At 58.1% G+C, this 2,020-nt stretch carries 2 protein-coding genes; both read left to right on the forward strand.

What is annotated here, in order from left to right:
* Positions 1–3 precede the first annotated feature (3 nt).
* The gene (locus tag Q0G75_RS09305) at positions 4–1,095 is read left to right on the forward strand and encodes an ABC transporter ATP-binding protein (RefSeq protein ID WP_022094887.1); all 1,092 of its coding nucleotides are present in this window, start codon (positions 4–6) and stop codon (positions 1,093–1,095) included.
* Positions 1,095–2,020, forward strand: a 926-nt coding sequence (locus tag Q0G75_RS09310; protein WP_294417986.1) for an oligopeptide/dipeptide ABC transporter ATP-binding protein, incomplete at its 3' end; no start/stop codon positions are given. The genes Q0G75_RS09305 and Q0G75_RS09310, both read left to right, overlap by 1 nt.

A 2,020-nucleotide genomic window follows, 5' to 3' on the forward strand; every position in this document is an offset into this window, starting at 1 on the left:
AGGATGAAGAAGAACAAGAACTATGTGGACCTGAAGGACCAGCCGGTTCCCGAGGGCCAGCATCTGCTCGAGGTCGACGACCTTAAGATGTATTTCCACACCGAGGATGGCGTCGTTCGCGCTGTCGATGGTGTGTCCTACACGCTCGATCGTGGCGAGACCCTTGGTGTCGTCGGTGAGTCCGGCTCCGGTAAGTCCGTGACCGCCATGACCATCATGGGCCTTATCTCGATGCCTCCGGGAAAGATTGAGGGCGGCGACGTTCGCTATCGCGGTCGTTCTATCCTCGAGATGACTGAGGAAGAGATGCAGCACATTCGCGGTAACGACATCGCGATGATCTTCCAGGATCCTATGACCTCCTTGAACCCGGTCTATAAGATCGGCAAGCAGGTGGGCGAGGGTCTTCGTCTGCACCGTGGCTACTCCAAGCAGGAGGCGCTCAAGCGCGCCACCGAGCTTTTGGACCTCGTTGGTATTCCCGAGCCCGAGAAGCGCGTCAATGAGTATCCGCACCAGTTCTCTGGCGGTATGCGTCAGCGCGTCATGATCGCTATGGCTCTTGCCTGCGATCCCGATATCCTGATTGCCGACGAGCCCACGACGGCTCTGGACGTTACCATTCAGGCTCAGATTATCGAGCTCATGCAGGAGATGCAGGAGAAGAACGGCAACGCCATTATCATGATTACCCATGACCTGGGCGTCGTTGCCGATATGGCCGATAAGATCATGGTTATGTACGCCGGCCGTCCCGTCGAGTTCGGTACTGCTGAGGAAATCTTCTACGAGAGCCGCCACCCCTACACCTGGGGCCTTATCCGCTCCATCCCGGAGCAGGCCATCGAAGAGAAGAAGCCGCTTACGCCGATTCACGGCAACCCGCCTTCGCTCATGAACTTGCCTGAGGGCTGCGTCTTCTCTCCTCGTTGCCCCTATGCGACGGACAAGTGCCGCAAGCAGCGCCCCGAGCGCGTTGTCACCGAGTCTGGTCATTACTCTGCGTGCCACTACTCCGGTGACCCCGAGTTTCTCAAGAACGCTCCTGAGACGTCCCGTACGCGCAAGGATTCCAAGAAGGGAGGCGAGGCGTAATGGCAGATACCAACGAGCGTACTCCGCTGCTGAAGGTCGAGCACCTCTCTAAGGAGTTTCCCGCTGAGTCCGGCATGTTCGCCAAGCGCTTCTCCAAGCGTGTCGTCTCTGCTGTGAACGACATTTCGTTCGAGATTTATCCGGGCGAGACCTTTGGCTTGGTCGGCGAGTCTGGTTGCGGTAAGTCCACCACGGGCCGCACCATCATGCGCCTGACTAAGCCGACGGCAGGCAAAGTGTTCTTCCAGGGCAAAGACGTTGCCGAAATGAGTAAGCATGAGATCAAGGACATGCGTCGCGAGATGCAGTTCATCTTCCAGGACCCTTATGCTTCGCTCAACCCTCGTATGACCATCGGCGAGATTGTCTCCGAACCCATGACCATTCACGGCGTGGGCACCAAGGAGGAGCGTATTGAGCGTGTCCGCGAGCTTCTCGACGTTGTCGGACTGAACCCAGAGCACATTAACCGCTATCCTCATGAGTTCTCCGGCGGTCAGCGTCAGCGTGTCGGCATCGCCCGTGCATTTGCGCTGAAGCCCAAGCTGATTATCTGCGACGAGCCGGTTTCTGCTCTGGATGTTTCCATTCAAGCCCAGGTTCTGAACCTTCTTAAGGAGCTCCAGGACAAGTTCGGTACCGCATACCTGTTTATTGCCCACGACCTGTCCGTCGTGCAGCACATCTCCGATCGCGTTGCCGTTATGTACCTGGGCAAGATGGTCGAGGTTTCGGACTGGAAGACGCTCTACAGCGAGCCCCACCATCCGTACACGCAGTCGCTGCTGTCTGCCGTGCCGGTTCCCGATCCGGATATCCAGAAGACTCGTAAGCGCATCATCCTCGCCGGCGATCCGCCGTCACCGCTGGATCCGCCGACCGGCTGCCGTTTCCACACGCGTTGCCCGATCGCTCAGGGCATTTG

Origin of the sequence: uncultured Senegalimassilia sp. (assembly GCF_934636665.1) — a bacterium.
Taxonomy (GTDB): domain Bacteria; phylum Actinomycetota; class Coriobacteriia; order Coriobacteriales; family Eggerthellaceae; genus Senegalimassilia.